This window comes from Pantoea sp. AN62 (assembly GCF_050432985.1).
GTDB lineage: Bacteria > Pseudomonadota > Gammaproteobacteria > Enterobacterales > Enterobacteriaceae > Pantoea > Pantoea brenneri.
Window position 1 is genome coordinate 29,647 of record NZ_JBNPYB010000008.1, and the last position, 21,013, is coordinate 50,659.

At 56.2% G+C, this 21,013-nt stretch carries 18 protein-coding genes; all 18 read right to left on the minus strand.

All coding sequences use genetic code 11. The features are described 5' to 3' along the window. Positions 1 to 11: 11 nt before the first annotated feature. Entirely contained in the window at positions 12 to 404 is a 393-nt protein-coding gene (gene flhE / locus FHW04_RS11005) for a flagellar protein FlhE (RefSeq protein WP_069728579.1), read from the minus strand. Then, a complete protein-coding gene (gene flhA, locus FHW04_RS11010; protein WP_031376444.1) occupies positions 404 to 2,500 on the minus strand; it encodes a flagellar biosynthesis protein FlhA in 2,097 nt (698 codons plus the stop codon). Before flhA ends, flhE begins: the two co-directional genes overlap by 1 nt. Further along, complete coding sequence (flhB, locus tag FHW04_RS11015; RefSeq protein ID WP_069728580.1) at positions 2,493 to 3,644, minus strand: flagellar biosynthesis protein FlhB; 1,152 nt, start codon at positions 3,642 to 3,644, stop codon at positions 2,493 to 2,495. Before flhB ends, flhA begins: the two co-directional genes overlap by 8 nt. 194 nt (positions 3,645 to 3,838) lie before the next feature. Further along, positions 3,839 to 4,480, minus strand: coding sequence for a protein phosphatase CheZ (gene cheZ / locus FHW04_RS11020; RefSeq protein WP_031376442.1), 642 nt, complete (start codon positions 4,478 to 4,480; stop codon positions 3,839 to 3,841). A gap of 9 nt (positions 4,481 to 4,489) precedes the next feature. Then, the gene (gene cheY / locus FHW04_RS11025; RefSeq protein ID WP_046288263.1) at positions 4,490 to 4,879 is read right to left on the minus strand and encodes a chemotaxis response regulator CheY; all 390 of its coding nucleotides are present in this window, start codon (positions 4,877 to 4,879) and stop codon (positions 4,490 to 4,492) included. 39 nt (positions 4,880 to 4,918) lie between these two features. Beyond that, entirely contained in the window at positions 4,919 to 5,968 is a 1,050-nt protein-coding gene (locus tag FHW04_RS11030; protein ID WP_031376440.1) for a protein-glutamate methylesterase/protein-glutamine glutaminase, read from the minus strand. Beyond that, complete coding sequence (gene cheR, locus FHW04_RS11035; RefSeq protein WP_089562019.1) at positions 5,968 to 6,837, minus strand: protein-glutamate O-methyltransferase CheR; 870 nt, start codon at positions 6,835 to 6,837, stop codon at positions 5,968 to 5,970. Before cheR ends, FHW04_RS11030 begins: the two co-directional genes overlap by 1 nt. Positions 6,838 to 6,920: 83 nt before the next feature. After that, positions 6,921 to 8,597, minus strand: a complete 1,677-nt coding sequence (locus FHW04_RS11040; protein ID WP_089562018.1) for a methyl-accepting chemotaxis protein — start codon at positions 8,595 to 8,597, stop codon at positions 6,921 to 6,923. 106 nt (positions 8,598 to 8,703) lie between these two features. Beyond that, positions 8,704 to 10,266 (minus strand): methyl-accepting chemotaxis protein, encoded by a 1,563-nt coding sequence (locus FHW04_RS11045; protein ID WP_046288262.1) that lies wholly within the window; start codon positions 10,264 to 10,266, stop codon positions 8,704 to 8,706. A 205-nt stretch (positions 10,267 to 10,471) separates the two neighbouring features. After that, entirely contained in the window at positions 10,472 to 12,142 is a 1,671-nt protein-coding gene (locus tag FHW04_RS11050) for a methyl-accepting chemotaxis protein (protein WP_069728595.1), read from the minus strand. A gap of 161 nt (positions 12,143 to 12,303) precedes the next feature. Further along, complete coding sequence (gene cheW, locus FHW04_RS11055; protein ID WP_031376437.1) at positions 12,304 to 12,801, minus strand: chemotaxis protein CheW; 498 nt, start codon at positions 12,799 to 12,801, stop codon at positions 12,304 to 12,306. Positions 12,802 to 12,824: 23 nt separating this feature from the next. Further along, complete coding sequence (cheA, locus tag FHW04_RS11060) at positions 12,825 to 14,816, minus strand: chemotaxis protein CheA (RefSeq protein ID WP_031376436.1); 1,992 nt, start codon at positions 14,814 to 14,816, stop codon at positions 12,825 to 12,827. An 11-nt stretch (positions 14,817 to 14,827) separates the two neighbouring features. Continuing rightward, on the minus strand, positions 14,828 to 15,769 hold the full coding sequence (motB, locus tag FHW04_RS11065; protein ID WP_031376435.1) for a flagellar motor protein MotB: 942 nt from the start codon (positions 15,767 to 15,769) through the stop codon (positions 14,828 to 14,830). Beyond that, entirely contained in the window at positions 15,766 to 16,653 is an 888-nt protein-coding gene (gene motA / locus FHW04_RS11070; protein WP_031376434.1) for a flagellar motor stator protein MotA, read from the minus strand. Before motA ends, motB begins: the two co-directional genes overlap by 4 nt. 132 nt (positions 16,654 to 16,785) lie before the next feature. Next, positions 16,786 to 17,364 carry a flagellar transcriptional regulator FlhC gene (gene flhC / locus FHW04_RS11075; RefSeq protein WP_031376433.1) on the minus strand — a complete coding sequence of 193 codons (579 nt, stop codon included), beginning with the start codon at positions 17,362 to 17,364 and terminating at the stop codon, positions 16,786 to 16,788. Further along, positions 17,364 to 17,714 (minus strand): flagellar transcriptional regulator FlhD, encoded by a 351-nt coding sequence (gene flhD, locus FHW04_RS11080; RefSeq protein ID WP_031376432.1) that lies wholly within the window; start codon positions 17,712 to 17,714, stop codon positions 17,364 to 17,366. The genes flhC and flhD overlap by 1 nt, the downstream gene beginning before the upstream one ends. Before the next feature lie 1,017 nt (positions 17,715 to 18,731). After that, positions 18,732 to 20,168 (minus strand): alpha,alpha-trehalose-phosphate synthase, encoded by a 1,437-nt coding sequence (gene otsA / locus FHW04_RS11085; protein WP_031376431.1) that lies wholly within the window; start codon positions 20,166 to 20,168, stop codon positions 18,732 to 18,734. Then, a complete protein-coding gene (gene otsB, locus FHW04_RS11090; RefSeq protein ID WP_031376430.1) occupies positions 20,165 to 20,953 on the minus strand; it encodes a trehalose-phosphatase in 789 nt (262 codons plus the stop codon). The genes otsA and otsB overlap by 4 nt, the downstream gene beginning before the upstream one ends. Positions 20,954 to 21,013: the final 60 nt, after the last annotated feature.

Here is a 21,013-nt window from a genome sequence, read left to right on the forward strand (position 1 = left end):
TCATCCCGCCGCTACTGGTAATTCACCATCACTTCGCTGCTGACGACCCGCAAGCCCGGCGGCAGCGCGCCGCTGCCGGCAAAACCAAACACCATATGCAGCGTTTCATCGGCGCTGAGATGTGCCAGGCCACGGGTGGTGCCGCTGGCGCCTTCCAGCGTAGTGCAGCGTTGCGCGCCGCACAGCCGCACTTCCAGCCCGGACGGGGCCGGTTTGCTCAGTTGATAACGCCAGTTAACCACGCTGATCTCGCCGCTAAGGTTAGCCGGTGCCGTCAGCGGCTGGCTGCGCTGCCAGCTGCCGCGGTTGGCCAGCAGCGGACCACTGGCGCTGGCCTGCCACGCACCACCGGCCGCCTGAGCCAGCAGCGGCAGCATTAATCCCAACGCCATCATCCAGCGCATTATTTGCCTCCGATGGTGGCGGTCATGCGAATCTGACGGTTGTCGCTCAGTTCGAGGTTAGACAGCACCACCAGCTGCGGCAGATTGCGACGCAGGAAGCGGGCCAGCAAGGCGCGTAGCGGATGATTGACCAGCAGCACCGGCGGTGCGCCGAGCATTTCCTGACGCTGCAACGCCGCCTGCGCCTGGCTTAACAGCCGATCGGCCAGACCTGGCTCCAGTCCACCACCGCCCTGCAACGCCTGCAGCAGCAAGCGTTCCAGCGTGGCATCCAGTCCGATCACCTGCACTTCATCATTGCCGGGGAACCACTGCTGAGTAATGGCGCGACCCAGCGCCACGCGCACCACGCTGGTCAGCTCCTGCGGATCGCTTTGTACCGGCGCATGCTCGGCCAGAGTTTCGATGATGGTGCGCATATCGCGAATCGACACCCGCTCCACCAGCAGGTTTTGCAGCACCTTGTGCAGCGTGGTCAGGCTGATCACGCCCGGCACCAGATCTTCGGTCAGCTTCGGCATCTCCTGGGTCACGCGATCCAGCAATTGCTGCGCTTCCTGACGGCCAAACAGCTCGCTGGCGTATTGTCCAATCAGGTGATTCAGGTGCGTTGCCACCACGGTACTGGCTTCAACCACGGTAAAGCCCTGGATTTGCGCCTGCTCTTTGAGCGCGCTGTCAATCCAGACGGCCGCCAGCCCGAACGCCGGATCGACGGTTGCTTCACCCGGCAGACTGCCCGCTGCGGTGCCCGGGTTAATCGCCATCCAGCGGCCCGGGTAGGCATCGCCGCTGCCGATTTCGACTCCTTTCATCAGAATACGGTAGCGCGCCGGCGGCAGTTCCATGTTGTCACGGATATGCACCACCGGCGGCAGGAAGCCGACATCCTGCGCCACCTTTTTACGGATACTGCGGATACGGCCCAGCAGCTCACCATTTTGCAGATGATCGACCATCGGAATCAGGCGGTAACCTACTTCCATCCCCAGCGTATCTTCCAGTTGCACATCGGTCCAGGAGGCTTCTGCGCTAGCCGGTGTTTCCGGGGTTTTAGTCAGGCTGCCCGGCGTCGCTTCCATCTTCTTGTTCGGCTGCATTTCCCGACCGCGCAGCCACCAGGCCAGGCCGAGTAAGGCGGCGGTAAACAGCAGGAAGACGAAGTTTGGCATGCCGGGTACCAGCCCGAGCAGGCCGATGACGCCGGCACTCAGCATCAGCACGCGCGGATCTTTGAACAGCTGGGTTACCATCTGCTCGCCCACGTCCTGATCGGTCGCCACACGCGTAACGATTACGCCCGCGGCGGTGGAGATCACCAGCGCCGGGATCTGCGCCACCAGACCATCACCGATGGTCAGCAGGGTATAGGTTTCCGCCGCGTGCCCCACGTCCATACCGTGCTGCACCACGCCGACCAGCAGGCCGCCGATGACGTTGATCACCATGATCATGATACCGGCGATGGCATCGCCGCGGACGAACTTACTGGCACCGTCCATTGAGCCGTAGAAGTCCGCTTCCTGGGTCACTTCTGAACGGCGACGTTTGGCTTCATCTTCGCCGATTAAACCGGCGTTAAGGTCGGCGTCGATCGCCATCTGCTTGCCGGGCATCCCGTCAAGCACAAAGCGCGCGCCCACTTCGGCGATACGGCCAGCACCCTTGGTGATAACCATAAAGTTGATGATGACCAGGATGATGAACACCACGATACCGATAGCGAAGTTGCCGCCGACCAGGAAGTGGCCAAAGGCCTCAACCACCTGACCTGCTGCTGCCGCGCCGGTATGCCCTTCCATCAGAATAATACGGGTCGAGGCGACGTTCAGCGCCAGACGCAGCAAGGTGGAGAACAGCAGAATGGTCGGGAATGCCGCAAACTCCAGGGTACGCTGGGTGAACATCGCCACCAGCAGCACCATGATCGACAGCGCAATGTTAAAGGTGAACAGCAGATCGAGGATGAACGGCGGTAACGGCAGCACCATCATCGACAGGATCATCAGGATCAGTACCGGACCCGCCAGCACCTGCCACTGCATATCTTTAAAGTTGCCCGGTAAACGTAGTTTTGCGGCCAGGTTATTAGCCATCGTTTTTGCTCTCTCCTGCAAAGTCCATCTCTGCCGGGACCGGCAGGTTTTTCGGTTTGGCTGGGATCAGGCCGCCTTCGCGCTTCCAGCGGCGCGACTGCCAGACCCAGGCCAGCACTTCCGCCACGGCCGCATAGAGCGCGCCCGGAATGTGCTGTCCAATTTCAGTGTGTCGGTATAGCGCACGCGCCAGCGGCGGTGCTTCCAGAACCGGAATGCGGTGTTCCGCACCCAGTTCACGAATTCTCAGGGCGATTTCGCCCGCGCCCTTGGCAATCACCTTCGGTGCGCTCATCTTCTTCTCGTTGTACTGCAGCGCCACTGAATAGTGCGTCGGGTTAGTGACGATCACGTCGGCTTTCGGCACGTCGGCCATCATCCGGCGGCGGGCCGCGGCGCGCATCTGCTGGCGGATACGCCCTTTGACGTGCGGGTCGCCCTCCTGCTGTTTGTGTTCGTCGCGGATTTCCTGACGCGACATACGCAGCTTTTTGTAATAGCTGTAGAGCTGCCAGAAAACGTCGTAACCGACCATCGGCACCAGCCCCAGCATCACCAGGGTGCAGCAGATGGCAATCATATCCATGCCGTGCACCAGCGCGTTGATCGGAGATTCGCTGATCAACCGCAGCATCTCCGGCCAGTGGACCCAGATGTACCAGCAGGCAACGCAGCCCACCAGCACGGTCTTGAGGATGCCTTTGAACAGCTCCGTCCAGGCCTGGGCGGCAAACATTCGCTTGAAACCGGCCAGCGGGCTGAGCTTGGTAAAATCGACTTTGATCGACTTGCCGCTGATCACAATACCGCCCAGCAGCATCGGCGCAGCAATCGCCACCAGCACCAGTCCGCCCATCAGCGGCAGCAGCGCCATTAACGCCTGGCCGATCAGGCTGCCGATATGGCTGATGATGATTTTATCATCGGTCACCATGCCGTGATCGAAACGCAGACCGGTGGCCACCATGCCCGCCAGACGGTGCGCCATCATGGTGCCGCCCATCCACAGGATCATGATGCCGGCCAGCAGCATCAGTAATGAGGTCAGTTCGCGCGAACGCGGGATCTGCCCATCTTCCCGCGCCTTTTCAAGTCGGTGCGCGGTGGGCGATTCTGTTTTGTCCTCGTCACTTTCTTCAGCCACGACAAACCTCGGTTGGCAAGAATTCTGAGCATAGAATGCCAAAACTGGCTGGGGTTAAAGCGCAGATAAGACGGGAAAAACAGGCGTTCTTTGGCGGATGAGTTTAATAAAGCAGAGCGGGCCCACCGTCTGGTGGCCCGGTGAGAGAAAGGGACGGCAACGCAGCCCGCCAGCCCGCAGGCTGACGGTCGCGATTAAAACCCTAAGCTATCCAGCAGGTCATCAACCTGATCCTGGTTCGCTACCACGCCCGGTGCATCGGTGTGGATCTGCGGACCGTTCAGCAGGCTGGTGCCTTCCTGACGCTTCTCGGCACTGACTTCCGGCATGTTTTCCAGCAGCACCATTAACAGCTGGCGCTCAATTTCCTGGATAACATCCATCATGCGTTTGATCACCTGACCGGTCAGGTCCTGGAAATCCTGCGCCATCATGATTTCAAGCAACTGCTTGTTGGTAAAGGACGTATGATCCGGCACGGCAGCAAGGTATTCGCGAGTATCCGTCACCAACTCACGCGCATCGGCCAGTTCAATTGGGTTTTCAAACCATTGGTCCCAACGCCCTTTCAGCTGGGTTGCCCCGGCTTCCATCTTATCCTGATGCGGTTGTGCCGCTTCAACGCAGTTCAACGCACGGTCGGCGGCCTGCGCCGTCATCTGCACCACATAATCCAGACGATCGCGGGCATCGGGAATGGCTTCAGCCGCATCGGCAATGGCTTTATCCAGCCCCAGCTCACGCAGGCTATCGCGCAGCATACGCGTCAGAGAGCCGATGCGGGTAATGATGTCGTGTGCCGAGGCATCCTCAGTTGGTTTCGGAAGGTCGCTCATCACATCTCCTTACATGCCCAGTTTTTCGAAAATTTTGCCCAGTTTTTCTTCCAGCGTGGCGGCAGTAAATGGCTTCACTACGTATCCACTGGCGCCGGCCTGAGCGGCAGCAATAATGTTTTCTTTTTTCGCTTCCGCGGTCACCATCAATACCGGCAGGCTGCTCATCGCAGCATCGGCACGGATGGTTTGCAGCAGCTGCAGGCCATCCATGTTCGGCATGTTCCAGTCGGAAATGACGAAGTCAAAACCACCTGCTTTCAGCTTTGACAGCGCGTCCACGCCGTCTTCTGCTTCTTCTACGTTATTGAAGCCCAGCTCTTTCAGCAGGTTACGTACAATACGACGCATCGTATTGAAGTCGTCTACTACCAAAAAGCGCATGTTTTTATCAGCCATATCTACTCCTGTGTTATCTCGCCCGGCAGGACGGGCCTGTTAAATACGCAATGCCTGTCCGGCGCTAATTTTCGCCAGCATGTGCTGGCTGATGTTGCTTAAATCCACCACTTCGCTCACGCCGCCTGTGGCAATCGCCTCACGCGGCATGCCAAATACCACACAGCTGGCTTCGTTCTGGGCAATCGTCCAGGCGCCGGCCCGATGCATTTCCAGCATCCCGGCCGCGCCGTCGTTGCCCATGCCGGTGAGGATCACACCGACCGCATTTCGTCCGGCGTTGATCGCTACCGATTTGAACAGCACATCCACTGAAGGCTTATGCCGGTTAACCGGTGGCCCTTCATTCAGTTTCACCACATAGTTGGCCCCGCTACGGCCCAGCTCCATGTGCATCGCACCTGGCGCGATGTAAGCGTGTCCCGGCAGAATACGTTCACCGTCTTCCGCTTCTTTCACCGTGATCTGACACAGTTTGTTCAGACGCTCGGCGAAGGAGCGGGTAAAACCTGGCGGCATATGCTGGGTAATCAGCAGCGCCGGACTGGTGGCAGGCAGCGGCTGCAGCACATGGCGAATCGCCTCGGTGCCGCCGGTAGAGGAGCCAATCGCAATCAACTTCTCGCTACTCAGCAGCGGACCCGCCTTCAGCGCGACCGGCACCGGCATCGCCGCCCGGTTGTGCAGTCGGGCGCGCGCCGCCGCACGAATTTTGTCGCCAATCATCTGGCTGTACGCCAGCATCCCTTCACGGATGCCGAGCTGCGGCTTGGTGACGAAGTCCACCGCCCCCAGCTCCAGCGCCCGCAGGGTAATTTCCGAGCCTTTGCCGGTCAGCGAAGAGACCATCACTACCGGCATCGGCCGTAAACGCATCAGTTTTTCGAGGAAGTCGAGGCCATCCATGCGCGGCATTTCCACATCCAGCGTCAGCACCTGCGGATTAAACTGCTTAATCAGATCGCGGGCGACTAATGGATCGGGCGCCGTAGCGACCATCTCCATATCCGGATGGCTATTGATGATTTCCGTCATCAGTTGCCGCATCAGCGCAGAGTCATCTACGCACATCACGGTGATTTTGCTCATCATCTTTCCTTCGTCAGTCCATAGACGGTTTGTCCGCGCAGCCAGAACTCTTTACTGATCTGACTGAAGTTCTCTGAGTGACCGGCAAACAGGATGCCGCCGGGCTTGAGCAGCGGAACAAACCGACGCAGAATTTTCTCCTGCGTCTCTTTATCGAAATAGATCATCACATTGCGGCAGAAAATGGCGTCGAACTGGCCCGGCAGCGCCCAGTCATTGGCCAGCAGATTGAGCTGGGCAAAGCTGACCATGCTGGCCAGTTCAGAACGCACCCGCACCATCCCGGCGTGAGGACCGGTGCCGCGCAGGAAGAAGCGTTGCAGCTGCGCCGGTGACAGCGTGCGCAATTCCTCCTGGCGATAGACGCCGGCCACCGCTTTCTCCAGCACCTGGGTGTCGATATCGCTGGCGTGGACCTGGAACTTACCCGGTCCGGTACCCAGCGTTTCGGCCAGCGTCATGGCAATCGAGTAAGGCTCTTCACCGGTTGACGCGGCGGTACTCCAGACGCTGAAAGTTCCCTGACGCTTACGGGCATGCTCCGCGAGAATTGGAAAGTGATGCGCCTCGCGGAAAAACGCCGTCAGGTTGGTGGTCAGGGCATTGATAAACGCCTGCCACTCTGCGCTGTTAGGATCGTGTTCCAGCAGCGCCAGGTAACGACCGAAATCATCAATATTCAGCGTACGCAGACGACGAACCAGACGGTTGTAAACCATCTCGCGCTTGTGATCGGCCAGCACGATACCGGCACGCTGATAGATCAGCTGGCTGATGCGACGGAAATGCGTATCCGAGAGCGGTAAGCGCTGCACCATTTGCGACAGCAGCGTTGTCGTCTCATTTTGCTCGAATGTCGATTTTTTCATTTCTGCACCTGGCCTGAACTAAAACACATTAATTTTCTGCTGCGATGCCCGACTGCCACAGGGTGGTCGGGCCTTCCAGGCGATTAAAAGGTTTCCCAGTTGTCGTCGCCGCGAGAGGCAGACTGACGGGCAACGGTTAACGGCGCATCCAGCTGGAGGCTTTTTGTCGCCGTTGTCTTGTTAACGGCCTGGGCGACAAATTCTTTACCAATATTGAACACTGAGACCGCTTGTTTTAAGTGGCTGGCCTGATCTTCCAGTGCCGCCGCCGCCGCAGCCGACTCTTCCACCAGTGAGGCGTTCTGTTGCGTAACCCGATCCATCTCGGTTACGGCCAGACCGACCTGATCGATCCCGCGGCTCTGCTCATCCGACGCCGAGGCGATTTCGCCCATGATGTCGGTGACGCGCGTCACCGCACTGACGATGTTGCTCATGGTGTCGCCGGCGCTCTCTACCAGCACCGAGCCTGTATTGACGCGGCTGACCGAATCTTCAATCAGACCTTTGATCTCTTTAGCGGCCTGCGCGCTGCGCTGTGCCAGGCTGCGCACCTCGCCCGCCACCACCGCAAAACCGCGACCCTGTTCACCGGCACGGGCAGCTTCCACCGCGGCGTTGAGCGCCAGGATGTTGGTCTGGAAGGCGATGCCGTCGATCACGCTGGTGATATCAGCAATCTTCTTCGAGCTACCGGCAATCTCTTTCATGGTGGTCACGACGCCATCCACCACTTTGCCACCCTGCTGGGCCGTTTCTGAGGCGTTGAGCGCCAGCTGCGACGCCTGACGGGCGTTTTCGGCGTTCTGCTTCACGGTTGCGGTCAGCTGCTCCATGCTGGCAGCGGTCTGCTCCAGCGAGGCGGCCTGCTGTTCGGTACGCGATGAGAGATCGTTATTGCCGATGGCGATTTCGCTGGCACCGGTATAAATGGCGTCAGACCCGTCGCGCACGGTACGCACGGTGCGCACCAGCTCCTGCTGCATGTACTGTAATGAGGTCAGCAACTCGCCAATTTCGTTACGCACTGAAAGATCAATCGGCTGAGTCAAATCGCCGCGCGCAATATGCTGGATATGCTCAATGCTCTGACGCAGAGGACGGATCAGTACGCTGCGCATTACGTTCCACACCAGGATAATCATCAGCAGAGTGACGGCCAGCGTCGCGATCACGATGGTGATTGAGCGGCTGTAGGCCTGTTCATTGGCCTGAACGCCCTGCTTCGACAGCACCAGGTTGTACTCCAGCCAGGCGTTGTAATCTTTCTGAAATTTGTCCTGATAACTCTGGGTCGGCTGATCGACAAAGCCCTTGAAGTTGCCGCTGTTGAAAAACACCATCAGCTCTGCCAGCGCGTCGTGGTACGCCTGGTAGTTGGCCTGCAGCGCCTTGACGTTATCGGCATTTTTGCCTTTTTCCGACAGGTTGGCATTGAACTGTTGATAGCCCAGTTCGGCCTGTTTCAGCTCCTCACCCGCCAGCGCCACCAGCTCTTTGACCGTGGCACCCGATCCCGACATCTGCGCATCCTGCAGGAAGCGAATACCGGCGCGGTTAAGGGTGTTACGCGCCTGAACCAGCGAAACCCATGAGGTGCCCATCGCCTGCTGCAGCGTGTTCAAACGCTGGTTATAAGCAAAATTTTCTTTATCTGAACTAACGGTTTTGAAAAACATTCCGCCGGAAAACAGCTGCAGCAGCGCAAACAGCGCCAGCACGCACAGCAGACCGGTCACAACACGTACACGACTAAACATACACACCTCATTGGTTGGCGATTCGCTTCTATTTATCGGCGCATCGGAGGGGAACTTTATGCACGGCGGCGGCTTTACCGCAGCCGCCGTGAGGAGAGGAGAGAAATTACGCGCGGGAGACTTTAAATACGGAGACGGCCTGGGTCAGCACGCTGGCCTGCTGCTCCAGTGCAGCAGCAGCCGCGGCGGATTGTTCAACCAGTGAGGCGTTCTGCTGGGTGACGCGATCCATCTCGGTAACCGCCTGGCCGACCTGCTCAATGCCACGGCTCTGCTCATCAGACGCCGAGGCGATCTCGCCCATGATGTCGGTCACGCGGGTTACCGCCCCGACGATATCGTTCATGGTGCTGCCGGCGCTTTCAACCTGCAATGAGCCGCTGTTGACGCGCGCCACCGAATCTTCGATCAACCCTTTGATCTCTTTAGCTGCCTGAGCACTGCGCTGCGCCAGGTTACGCACTTCACCGGCCACCACCGCAAAACCGCGACCCTGCTCACCGGCCCGGGCGGCTTCCACCGCGGCGTTGAGCGCCAAGATGTTGGTCTGGAAGGCGATGCCGTCAATCACGCTGATGATGTCGGCAATCTTCTTCGAACTGCCGGCGATCTCTTTCATGGTGCTGACCACGCCATCAACCACTTTGCCACCCTGCTGAGCGGTTTCTGACGCGGTCAGCGCCAGCTGTGACGCCTGACGTGCATTGTCTGCGTTCTGTTTCACCGTGGCGGTCAGCTGCTCCATGCTGGCGGCGGTCTGCTCCAGTGAGGCGGCCTGCTCTTCGGTACGGGCGGAGAGATCGTTATTGCCGGCGGCGATCTCACTGGCACCGGTAAAGATGGCGTCAGATCCGTCACGCACGTTGCTGACGGTCATCACCAGCGACTGCTGCATTTCCTGAATGCCGGCCGCCAGCTGGCTCATTTCATTGCGTCCTTCCACCACGATCGGCTGCGTCAAATCGCCAGAAGCGATCGCGCGGATCTGCGCCAGCAGCTGTTGCAGCGGCTGAATCAGCACCTGACGCAGGCCAAACCAGCAGGCGACGATCACCACCAGCACCGATACGGCAATTACGCCCAGCAGCCACATCATCTGGGTAAAGGCCTGCTGGTTCTGTTCGATTCCCTGCTCAGCCAGTGCGGTCTGACGGGCGCGCCACTCACCGTAGCTGCCCTGCATCGCTACCTGTTTCTGTTCAATATTCTGTTTGAACATCCCTTCCAGATCGCGCGCCTGCAGACTTTTAATCATCTCTTTCAGGCCGCTGTCGTAGCGGGCGTAATCAGCTTCCAGCCGGTCACGCAGCGACACCTCCATGCCTGCGGTGCCCGGCAGATTGTAATAAACCTGGAAGTGACGATCGGCTTCGGCTAACTGTGCGTTAGCTTTGTTCATCAGATCGTCGAGCTGACCGCCGTTCATCTGTGAAGCCATGCTGGTTTGCAGTCGCAGCATGGCGCGGTTCAGCGTGGTCCGGCTGTTGTTTAACGAAATATAGGCGTCGGTCATCGCCGTGACGTTACGATTGGCGACTTGCGACAGGGCAAACGCCGCTTTGTCGGTGTTCAGCGCTGACCAGAACAGGCTGCCAGACAGCAGCTGGAGCGCGCCAAAGATCACCAGTACCGCGATCAGACTGGTCACCACTTTTATTCTTTTTAACATCTTGTTCCCCTGCAGGTTGATTAAGGTGCAGCGGCTATATCGGCGGCCAGTCGCGATGTGTTAACGCTTTTCACCGCTTTTCAGCGACAATCGGCTTTTGTAATTAATAATATCGCGGCAGGACGGTGGGTTTGGCTTTAGTCAGGCTGGCGAGAGGTCAGGTGCAGGTGCGCACCCCGGCTATGCAGACGGGGCGCGCGATCGATCAGAAGGTTTCCCAGTGGGTATCGCTGACCGGTGCGGTCAACGCTTTACGCGGTGCCAGCGCCGTCGCTGGTGCGGCAATCGGCAGATGTTTAGTCAACGCCTGGCCCACGGCTGCACGCTTAATCTTAAACACCGCAACCGACTGGCTGAGGCGACTGGCCTGATCTTCCAGTGAGGCCGCGGCAGCAGCGGACTCTTCCACCAGCGAGGCGTTCTGCTGAGTCACGCGATCCATTTCGGTAACCGCCTGGCCGACCTGGTCGATACCGCGACTCTGCTCATCCGACGCCGAGGCAATCTCACCCATGATGTCGGTTACGCGGGTCACCGCATTGACGATATCGCTCATGGTTTCACCGGCGGTGCCGACCAGCTGAGAACCGGTGTTCACCCGGTTAACCGAATCCTCAATCAGCCCTTTAATCTCTTTGGCTGCCTGCGCGCTGCGCTGGGCCAGATTACGCACTTCACCGGCCACCACCGCAAAACCGCGACCCTGTTCACCGGCGCGAGCGGCTTCCACCGCGGCGTTGAGCGCCAGAATGTTGGTCTGGAAGGCGATGCCGTCAATCACGCTGGTGATATCGGCAATCTTTTTCGAGCTGCCGGCGATGTCGCGCATGGTTTTCACCACGCCATCGACCACATTGCCGCCTTTCTGCGCCGTTTCTGATGCGCTTAACGCCAGCTGCGACGCCTGACGCGCGTTCTCGGCGTTCTGTTTCACCGTGGCGGTCAGCTGTTCCATGCTGGCAGCGGTCTGCTCCAGCGAAGCCGCCTGCTGTTCAGTACGGGCCGAGAGGTCATTGTTACCGGCAGAAATTTCGCTGGCTCCGGTGAAAATGGCATCTGAACCTTCACGCACGTTGCTCACGGTGCGCACCAGCGACTGCTGCATATCGTGCAGGCTGGCCGCCAGCTGGGTCATCTCATTACGGCCTTCAACCGCGATCGGCTGGGTCAGGTCGCCCTGAGCGATGTGCTGAATATGAGTAATGTTGGTGTTCAGCGGAGTAATTAATACCTTACGCAGACCGAACCAGCACAGCACGATCACTGCTGCCACCACCGCCATGATGGTACCCAGTATCCACAGCATCCGGCTGTAGGCAGAACTGTTCTCGTCAACACCGATGGTGGTCAGGCGGTTCTGATCGGTACGCCAGTCGGTATACAGCTTCAGAAACGCACTCTGGCTGGGCGCCACCGGGGCTTTGCCGGCCGCTACCAGATCGTCAGACTGCAACGCGACCTGCAGCGCATTCAGCGCATCGGCGTAGGCGCTGTAGCGCTGATCCAGCTGCTCGTTAAGCTGCAGATTTTGTCCCGGCGTATCGGGCGTCTCTTTGAACACTTTGTAAAAACCGGCCGCCGCCTGCTGAAAGCCTTTGCTGTCGTCAAACAGGCCGGCTACGTCCGCCGGTTTCCCTTCCAGTTTACTGGTGGCGAAACGCAGCTGAATGCGGGTCAGTAACACCCGGCTCTGGTTAAGACTCATATAGGCATCATTGAGCGCCTGGGTGTTCTGCATCGCCAGCTGCGAAACGGCAAAACTTTGCTTGTCGTGGCTGAGGGCGGAATAAAAAACGGAGCCGGAAAAGGCCTGTAACAGCCCAAACATCAGCAATACCAGCAGCAAACTGGTAACTACGCGGATTTTCGTTAACATGATTAACCCTGAAAAATGTAAGTGATAAAGCAGCAAGATGATTATCGGCAGGCGATAGCGGGAAATTAGGCCAGAAAGAATTTTTATTAATTGAAAAATAAAGAAATTATTCAGCAGCAAAACTGTCACAGGCCGGGCATATCCGGCCTGTGACGGTGGGATTATGCGCTACGCAGATTATCCACCAGCGCCATTTCATCGCTGCTCAGCAGCTTCTCAATGTCCACCAGAATCAGCATCCGCTCGCCGAGTGCGCCCAGCCCGGTCAGGTACTCGGTCGACATAGTGACCGCGAACTCCGGTGAAGGACGGATCTGATCCTGAGTCAGCGACAGCACATCAGAGACGCCATCCACCACGATACCGACCACGCGGTTTTCGAGATTCAGTACGATCACCACGGTGTTGTCGTTGTATTCAACATCGGGCTGAGAAAACTTCACCCGCAGGTCGATAATCGGCACGATCACGCCACGCAGGTTGGTGACGCCGCGAATAAATTCAGGCGTATTGGCGATACGCGTTACCTGATCGTAACCGCGAATTTCCTGAACTTTGAGAATATCGATGCCGTACTCTTCGTCGCCCAGCGTGAAGACCAGAAACTCCTGACCCACAGTTTCGCCAGCGATTTTTGTCACGGTTGCCATTCCATTCATGTTATTTACCCTTTCGTTATCAATCAGGCGGCAGCGCCGGCCACACGTTTTTCACGGTTAAGTGATTGCAGTGCTGATACATCGACAATCAGCGCTACGCTACCATCGCCAAGAATGGTGGCGGCTGAGATGCCCGGCACTTTGCGATAGTTACTTTCCAGGTTCTTCACCACCACCTGATGTTGACCAATCAGCTGATCGACCAGCAGCGCGTAACGCTTGCCCGCGCTTTGCAGAATGACGACGATGCCTTGGGTGGCCTCGGTTTTCGCCCCCTGCACATCAAAGACATTCCACAGCTCGACCAGCGGCAGATATTCTCCGCGCACTTCGAGAACGCACTCGCCACCGGCCAGCGGTTTCAGCTCTTCGGCGCGCGGTTGCAGTGATTCCATCACCGCATTCAGCGGCAGGATAAACACTTCATCGGCAACGCGTACCGACATGCCGTCGAGGATCGCCAGCGTCAGTGGCAGCAGGATACGGATGGTCGTACCCTTGCCCTGCTTAGACGAAATTTCGACGTGACCGCCCATCTCCTGGATGTTTCGTTTCACCACGTCCATGCCAACGCCGCGTCCGGAGACATCGGTCACCTGCTCGGCGGTTGAGAAGCCAGGCGCGAAAATCAGCATGCCGACATCTTCGTCGCTCATGTTTTCGCTGACCGGCAGGCCGGATGACAGCGCTTTCGCCAGGATACGCTCACGGTTCAGGCCGGCACCGTCATCGGATACTTCGATGCAGATGTTGCCGCCCTGATGTTCCGCTGACAGCGTCAGGTTACCGGTCGCCACTTTACCGGCTGCCAGACGTTTATCCGGCGATTCGATACCGTGGTCGAGGCTGTTACGCACCAGGTGAGTTAACGGATCGATGATGCGTTCAATCAGGCTCTTATCGAGTTCGGTTGAGCTGCCCAGCAGGGTCAGTTCCACCTCTTTGCCGAGCTTGCTCGCCAGGTCACGCACCAGACGCGGGAAGCGGCTGAAGACATATTCCATTGGCATCATACGAATCGACATCACCGATTCCTGCAGATCGCGGGCGTTACGCTCCAGCTGACCCATGCTGTTAAGCAGGTCGCCGTGGGCTACCGGATCGAGTTCGCCGGAACGCTGGGCCAGCATCGACTGGGTGATCACCAGTTCGCCAACCAGGTTGATCAGCTGATCGACCTTTTCCACCGCGACGCGGATGCTGGTTGATTCGTTTGACTTGGCCGGGGCCGCCACGCGCTTGCTTTCGCGTTTCACGGCAGCAACCGGCAGTTCGGTAACGCTGGCCGTCTGCACTTCAGCAGCCACCGCTGCCGCTGGCACTTCTGGCGCCACAACCGCCGCGACCGGTGCGTTCTCTTCAGGCTGCGGGAAGCGAATCTGGGCTTCATCAATCACGAAGCAGAGCACCGCAACGATGTCATCTTTACCGACGCCATCAATGCAGACGTCCAGCATGTTGCTGCCCTTCTGCACGTTGGTCAGGGTGCCGAGATTGCCCATCTCTTCCAGCATCAGATCGACTTCTTTCTCTTTCAGGTCGATCAGCTGTACCCGCAGCGCACTGCTGCTGGTCGCGGGCGCGCTGGCAGATGGCGCAGCACTGGCTGGCGCTTCAACCGGCAGGCCTTTAGCCTCTAACGCCAGCTGACGCAGCGCTTCACAGATATATTTAAAGCTCTCCGCGTTCGGCTCTTGCGCGGTTTTATAAGCATCGAGCTGTTCCTGCATAATATCTTTGGTTTCCAAAAACAGGTTGATGATGTCGGTGCTGAGCTGCATCTCGCCGCGACGAGCACCATCCAGAATGTTTTCCAGGATGTGAGTGGTTTCCTGTAATACCGTAAAACCAAAGGTTCCGGCTCCACCTTTAATCGAGTGGGCGGCGCGGAAGATGGCGTTAAGCTGTTCAGAGTCTGGTTCCTGCGGGTCGAGACCCAACAGGTGTTGTTCCATATCCGCTAACAGCTCATCGGCTTCATCAAAAAACGTCTGGTAAAAATCGCTGATGTCCATACTCACGGGGATCACCTCGGCTGTGAGGGGGCTGCTGTATTCACCGCGCTGCCTGGTGATGCAGGTGCGGTAATCTGTTCAATCGCCGCCGGATCGCTGATCTGGACGGCATCACTTTCTGCGTTCTCTTTTTCTATTGCCGCTTCGGTGTCGTGGTTCAACACCAGCAGGCTGATACGGCGGTTAACCGCATCATTCCCGCCGCGATTTTTCAGGCGCATGGTGTCGGCCATGCCTAACACCCGCAAAATTTTGCCGCTGTCTAACCCGCCAATGACCAGTTCACGCCGCGAGGCGTTGGCACGATCGGCCGATAACTCCCAGTTGCTGTACCCTTTTTCACCGCTGGCATACTGGAAGTCATCGGTATGACCCGCCAGGCTGATGCGGTTAGGGATGTCATTCAGAATCGGCGCAATGGCGCGCAGAATGTCGCGCATATAAGGCTCGACTTCGGCTCTGCCGGTCTTAAACATCGGGCGATTCTGGCTGTCGATAATCTGGATACGCAGCCCCTCTTCCACCATGTTGATGATCAGATGCGGGCGCAGCGCTTTCAGACGCGGATCGGCTTCAATCAGCTGATCGAGCTTTTCCCGCAGCCGGTTAAGACGAATCTCGTCCAGCTTGCGTTTCTGCTCATCCATATCGACCACTTTCTTTACTTCACCAATCTTTTGCGTCGGATCGTCACCGCCGCCAGGGATCGGGCTTTCACTGTCGCTGCTGCGCTGTCCACCGGTTATCGCCACTTTAAGCGGCGTTTTGAAGTAGTCAGCGATCTGCACCAGCTGCTGCGGGTTAGCGATAGAGAGCAGCCACATCACCATAAAAAACGCCATCATCGCCGTCATAAAGTCGGCATAGGCGATTTTCCACGAGCCGTGGCTGCCTTCATGTCCTTTATGTTTGCGCTTTTTAATCAGCACAATTGGGCGATTGCCGTGCTTCATGAGGTCTCGTCCGAAGTCTGTTTAGCCGGGTTTTTCGCGTTACGTACGTGCTCTTCCAGTTCGCTGAAGGAAGGACGTTCAGCCGAGTAGAGCGTTTTACGACCAAATTCCACTGCAATCTGCGGTGCATAGCCATTGAGGCTGGAGAGCAACGTCACCTTGATGCACTGCATCATCTTGGTGGTTTCAGCACACTTCTGGCGCAGCACTGACGCCAGCGGTGAGATAAAGCCATACGCCAGCAGAATACCGAGGAAGGTACCGACCATCGCATGGGCGACCAGCGCACCCAGTTCCGCCGCCGGGCGATCGGCCGAGGCCAGTGCGTGCACCACCCCCATTACTGCCGCCACGATACCGAAAGCTGGCAGGCCATCACCCACCGCCGCTATACTTTGCGCCGGTACGTCACACTCGTGTTCGTAGGTCTCAATTTCTTCATCCATCAACGCTTCAATCTCGAAGGCGTTCATGTTGCCGCTGACCATCAGACGTAAATAATCGGTAATAAAATCCACTAACTGCTTATCGGCAAGAATACGCGGATAATTAGCAAAAATTTCGCTCTGGCTGGGATCTTCAATATCGCGTTCCAGCGATAACATCCCCTGCTGACGTGATTTGGCCATCAGGCGATAAAGCAGCGCCATTAAGTCCATGTAAACAGCTTTGTTATATTTTGATCCGCGAAATAACAAAGGTAACGCTTTCAGCGTTTTTTTAATCGACTTTCCGTTGTTACCCACTAAAAATGCGCCGGCACCGGCCCCGCCGATCATTAATAATTCGGCTGGCTGATACAGCGCGCCAAGATGACCGCCCACCAGCGCATATCCGCCCAACACGGAGCCTAAAACAATCAAATAACCTACAATTATTAGCACAAGAAATCCTTACGTCCGTAACGTGTTGGTGGAAGTTAAGCCAGAGAGCCGCAGGTGTTATTCGTAAAACGGAAGCAAAAAAAAAGCAGCGGTATTAACCGCTGCTGGATGGCTTCCACAGTGCGAACAAACTTAAACGGCGCGTTTAACCTGTTCATCCAGCAGTTGTGGAAACATATCGGCAGAATCTGCAGAAAGTTTACGTCTTTTTACGGCACGTGATGGCGGCTGGCACAGGCTGCAGACAAAGCTGCCTACCGGCTGATGGGCATGATTAATAAAGCTGCCATTACAGCTTTTGCAATCGGCCAGTTCCAGCATGCCACTTTCAACGAATCGCACCAGGGTCCATGCACGCGTTAGCGCCAACAGCGGGCCCTCGTCCGATTGCGGACACTGTTCGAGATATAACCGGTAGGCTTTGATCACGGCCTCAACGCCGCTGCACAGTCCGGTTTTCAGTAAAAATTTCCAGGCGTTACAGAACATGGAAGCATGAATGTTCTGCTCCCAGGTCATAAACCAGTCGGTCGAAAAAGGCAGCATGCCTTTAGGTGGCGGGCTGCCACGCAACTCTTTATACAGCTTAATCAGACGGCCACGGCTCAGCTGGGTTTCGCTTTCTAACATCTGTAAGCGCGCGCCAAGGGTAATCAGCTCCATCGCGAGCTGAATATCACGCGCTTCCTGAACAATACTTTTCTCAGTCATCACATCGCCCTCTTTTTAGCAGGCGCGTCATCTTTAGACGCGTTACGCAGTAAACGGCTGGATAATAAAATGCCGGTGTGGATTTGTTGTAAATCATCCACGCGTGATTCCTGCGTCAGGCGATTAATTGTGCTGCTGTCGGTAAAACGAAACTGGCAAACCAATTGATTGGTTTCCGCCATTTTTACCATTTCAGGCAGAGTTAATTCAGATAATGCATCCGCCATTTTCTCGTCAATACCGAGGCGAAACATTGCAGATGCTTTTTCCTGGTTAATTAATCGCTGCGCAAGCAGTAAATATGACAAATTGAGATCGTAAATATGTTTTAGTAATTCAGATGTACCCATTTTTCCATCCTGAGAGATGCGACGTAACTTCACCACAGATTATTTTCTGCGTATCGAGCTGCTGATTGGTAAATCTAAAGATGGCAAAAAAAATTGTTTGTCGTGCAAATGTCACTGCTCTTCGCCTTCATCTTATGTGCGGGTTTCAGGTCCGCCGAAAGTCAAAAATCCAGGCCATTTTATTTTCGAGTTGTAACCATCTTCCGTGACGTCTCCTTACATTTTTTAAGACTAATCCGAAAACAAGGCAAATCTATATCGTCTGATTTCCACATACAACGACAGTAATGTGAAATTTTAGATAAAGTGTGACGCAGATCACACTTTTAACGCAAATTTCTTCAGCAACCCTTTACGATCCTTTGTCTGTTGCTCGTTTTTTAAGCGAAAAAAGGCGATTTTAAGTCGAATTGGTCCTGAGAAAGGTTTAATAGGGGGTAAAACAGGCTCTATTCCACGGTTTGACAGCAGGCTGATCTAATGTTGGTGTTAATCGATTTAACACCCTATTTAGAACCATTTAAAACAGACATAACAGAATATTATGCTGTTCAACGGGGTGATCAATCGCTTTCAAATTAATAACTTAGGGTAAGTATCGCAGGGAGTGAGTAATGAAAGCGTTAAGGTTTTTACGGCAGTATTGGCACTGACTGGCAACTTAACGTTAACAGTTGCAGTCGTGTGTTTAGTATACGACACCAGATGTAACAATGGGTTACATAAGCAAGACGAATGAATCGAGGGGAGTTTTAATCAGGCCTGATAAGTATCGGCAGCCAGCGGAAAAACTTGAGTTAAGAAGTTAAAGAAAGCGGGCTGAGCCTCTTATCAGTCGTTTTTTCGCGCATTTGATTTTTTTTGGCCGATCTGCCCACAGTTGTGGCATCAGGCAAACCCCGCGTGGGGTAACGGTAACGGCAGGGAACGTGTCGGAATGTAACAGGAGGATACAGCGCGCGCTGGTTGTAAAAAAGGCCACGACATCCGCAGATATCGTGGCCCGTCAGCGCCTAATCAGGCCAGTTTTGGAAAGGTCGCGACTTTATTTACCGTGCCGTGGTCGGCACTGCGCGGCGCAATGCGTTCCAGGTCTTTCAGGAAGTTCTCGCGCCAGGCGGTGATGTCGTTTTTACGCAGGACCGCCATCATGTCGTTGTAGCGTGAAATCCTTTCGGTACGCGGCATGGTGATCGCTTTATCGAGCGCCGCCGCAACTTCGTCGCGGTCATACGGGTTAACGATCAGCGCCGAGGTCAGCTCATTGGCCGCACCGGCAAAGCGCGACAGCACCAGTACACCCGGATCGTCCGGGTCCTGCGCCGCCACGTACTCTTTCGCCACCAGGTTCATCCCGTCGCGCAGCGGCGTCACCAGACCGACATCGGTCAGGCGGAAGATTTTCATCAGCAGCCGGCGATCAAAATGCTGGTTAAGGTAGTAGAGCGGCGTCCAGCCCAGCGTGCCGTATTTACCGTTGATGCGCCCTGCTTCGGTTTCCAGCTGGTGACGGATATCCTGATAGGCCTGCACATCGCTACGTGAGGTCGGGGCAATCTGCGAATAGCGGATTTTACCGCGGTGCTGCGGGAAGTTCTCAAGCAGCGCCTCGTAGGCCAGGAAACGTTCCGGCAGCCCTTTAGAATAGTCGAGACGCTCACAGGCAATAATATTGCGCGCGTCACCCAGTTCTTTCTTCATCGCCGCCATCTTCGGTGGCAACGGACCTTCCGCCATCTCTTTAATGCTGTCAGGTTCAATCCCGATAGGGTAAACCTCAGTCATAAAGGTATTGCCGAAGGCGCGGTGTTTTTTATCACCTTTATTCTGCAACTGCGTAAGCTGGCTGACGCTGTCGAGGAAGGCGACCCGATCCGACTCGGTCTGGAAGCCCAGCAGGTCATATTCACACAGCATTTCCAGCAGTTCCTGATGCGGAGGCAAGGCGTTGAAGATTTCAGGCGTCGGGAACGGAATATGCAGGAAGAAACCAATGCGGTTATTAATGCCGGCGCGACGCAGTGCCGCCGCAAATGGCAGGAAGTGATAATCGTGGATCCACAGAATATCATCCGGCTTAATCAACGGTTTTAACCGCTGAGCCACCGCATCATTCACTTCGCAGTAACCTTCCCACGCTTCGCGCTGGAACTTCACCAGATCAAGACGATAATGGAAGGCGGGCCAGATAACCGTATTTGAGAACTGGCAGTAGTAGAGATCGTATTCGTTCTGGCTTAACGGGAAGGAGGCGTACTCAATGCCCTCATGCTGCTGGACCGACACATCATCCTCTTCTTCACCGGAGAACTCGCTGATTTCACCGTTCCAGCCAAACCACAATCCGCCAGTGCTTTTCAACGCGTCCAGAATGCCGACGGCCAGGCCGCCTGCGCTGGTTTTAGCCCCATTTGGAATGGCGATACGGTTAGATACAACCACTAAACGACTCATAACCTAAACTCCTTACCGACGTTGTCTTGCTTTAATCGTAATAATGTTCGTTCCAGCCAGCTATACACTGCATCGACATCATTCAGCCGAAACGGTGCCTGACTGGAACCTTCGCCGACCTTAATCGAAATGCCCTGCATGGCGTTGACCACGGCAAAACCTTTCTCGTCTGTCAGGTCGTCTCCAATAAATACCGGAATGCGTCCGGCAAAAGGCGCTTGTTGCATAAAATCGCGAATGGCGGCGCCCTTATCAATACCTAAGGGTTTAATCTCCACCACACATTTGCCCGGCTGAAGCGCCAGCCCCGGAAATCGTTTCACCGACTGTTCAGCCAGTCGTAATACATCCTGTTCATGCTGCATTGCCTGACGATAGTGAAGCGCAAAGGCCATGCCTTTGATCTCCAGCTGAGTGCCAGGCCATAACGCCATCGCGTTTTGCAGTTCCGTCCTGAGTTGCTGTTCAACCTCGACCGGCAGGCTGATGCGCTGCATCTCCCCGTCGGCATCACGACGCTCTGCACCGTGAACACCGGCGGCAGGACCGCGCCACGGCGCAGCCAGTGCGTCGAGCTGCTCAATCGGCCGGCCGGAAACCAGTGCCAGCGCGCCCTGACTGAGCGCAGAGAGTTGTTGCAGCTGCGTGACAACCTGTTCAGGAATAAACACCGCTTCGGGACGGGACTGTATCGCTGCCAGCGTGCCATCGACATCAAAAAAGAAGGCGTAACGGCCGCCCTCCAGTGTCGGGAACGTGTCAGAGGTATTTACCGCTTGGGTCACGTCACTTCTCCTGAATTTGGAAATTTGAGTTCAAATCGAGGATGTCCTGACGCAGTAGGG

What these genes read in the sequence shown, in the direction of transcription:
- flhE (WP_069728579.1), bottom strand. Translation starts at nt 404, where the DNA reads ATGCGCTGGATGATGGCGTTGGGATTAATGCTGCCGCTGCTGGCTCAG.
- flhA (WP_031376444.1), bottom strand. Translation starts at nt 2,500, where the DNA reads ATGGCTAATAACCTGGCCGCAAAACTACGTTTACCGGGCAACTTTAAA.
- cheZ (WP_031376442.1), bottom strand. Translation starts at nt 4,480, where the DNA reads ATGAGCGACCTTCCGAAACCAACTGAGGATGCCTCGGCACACGACATC.
- cheY (WP_046288263.1), bottom strand. Translation starts at nt 4,879, where the DNA reads ATGGCTGATAAAAACATGCGCTTTTTGGTAGTAGACGACTTCAATACG.
- FHW04_RS11030 (WP_031376440.1), bottom strand. Translation starts at nt 5,968, where the DNA reads ATGAGCAAAATCACCGTGATGTGCGTAGATGACTCTGCGCTGATGCGG.
- cheR (WP_089562019.1), bottom strand. Translation starts at nt 6,837, where the DNA reads ATGAAAAAATCGACATTCGAGCAAAATGAGACGACAACGCTGCTGTCG.
- FHW04_RS11040 (WP_089562018.1), bottom strand. Translation starts at nt 8,597, where the DNA reads ATGTTTAGTCGTGTACGTGTTGTGACCGGTCTGCTGTGCGTGCTGGCG.
- FHW04_RS11045 (WP_046288262.1), bottom strand. Translation starts at nt 10,266, where the DNA reads ATGTTAAAAAGAATAAAAGTGGTGACCAGTCTGATCGCGGTACTGGTG.
- FHW04_RS11050 (WP_069728595.1), bottom strand. Translation starts at nt 12,142, where the DNA reads ATGTTAACGAAAATCCGCGTAGTTACCAGTTTGCTGCTGGTATTGCTG.
- cheW (WP_031376437.1), bottom strand. Translation starts at nt 12,801, where the DNA reads ATGAATGGAATGGCAACCGTGACAAAAATCGCTGGCGAAACTGTGGGT.
- cheA (WP_031376436.1), bottom strand. Translation starts at nt 14,816, where the DNA reads ATGGACATCAGCGATTTTTACCAGACGTTTTTTGATGAAGCCGATGAG.
- motB (WP_031376435.1), bottom strand. Translation starts at nt 15,769, where the DNA reads ATGAAGCACGGCAATCGCCCAATTGTGCTGATTAAAAAGCGCAAACAT.
- flhC (WP_031376433.1), bottom strand. Translation starts at nt 17,364, where the DNA reads ATGACTGAGAAAAGTATTGTTCAGGAAGCGCGTGATATTCAGCTCGCG.
- flhD (WP_031376432.1), bottom strand. Translation starts at nt 17,714, where the DNA reads ATGGGTACATCTGAATTACTAAAACATATTTACGATCTCAATTTGTCA.
- otsA (WP_031376431.1), bottom strand. Translation starts at nt 20,168, where the DNA reads ATGAGTCGTTTAGTGGTTGTATCTAACCGTATCGCCATTCCAAATGGG.